The following is a 285-nucleotide window of genomic DNA, read 5'->3' on the forward strand; positions in this document are numbered from 1 at the left end:
TTATGTTAGGGCGACAAGCAGGTTATTTCCTTATCGTTGCCTGCCAGCGTCCAGACGCAAAGTATTTCTCGGACGGTATCAGAGATAACTTCAATTTCCGTGTGGGACTTGGGCGTATCAGCGAATTAGGTTACGGTATGCTGTTTGGTTCAGATGTGAAAAAGCAGTTTTTTCAGAAGCGTATCAAGGGGCGTGGATATTGTGATGTGGGAACAAGCGTTATCAGTGAGTTTTACACGCCTTTAGTCCCGAAAGGACATGATTTTTTGCAGACTATCGGCTCTC

The 285-nt window shown here is 45.3% G+C and carries 1 pseudogene; it reads left to right on the forward strand.

The window, feature by feature from the left end:
- Positions 1–285 (forward strand): annotated as a pseudogene (locus tag LJE11_RS20995) (ATP-binding protein); the annotation flags it as partial.

The sequence above is a fragment of the Blautia sp. DFI.1.216 genome, from assembly GCF_020594215.1.
GTDB lineage: Bacteria > Bacillota > Clostridia > Lachnospirales > Lachnospiraceae > Blautia_A > Blautia_A wexlerae.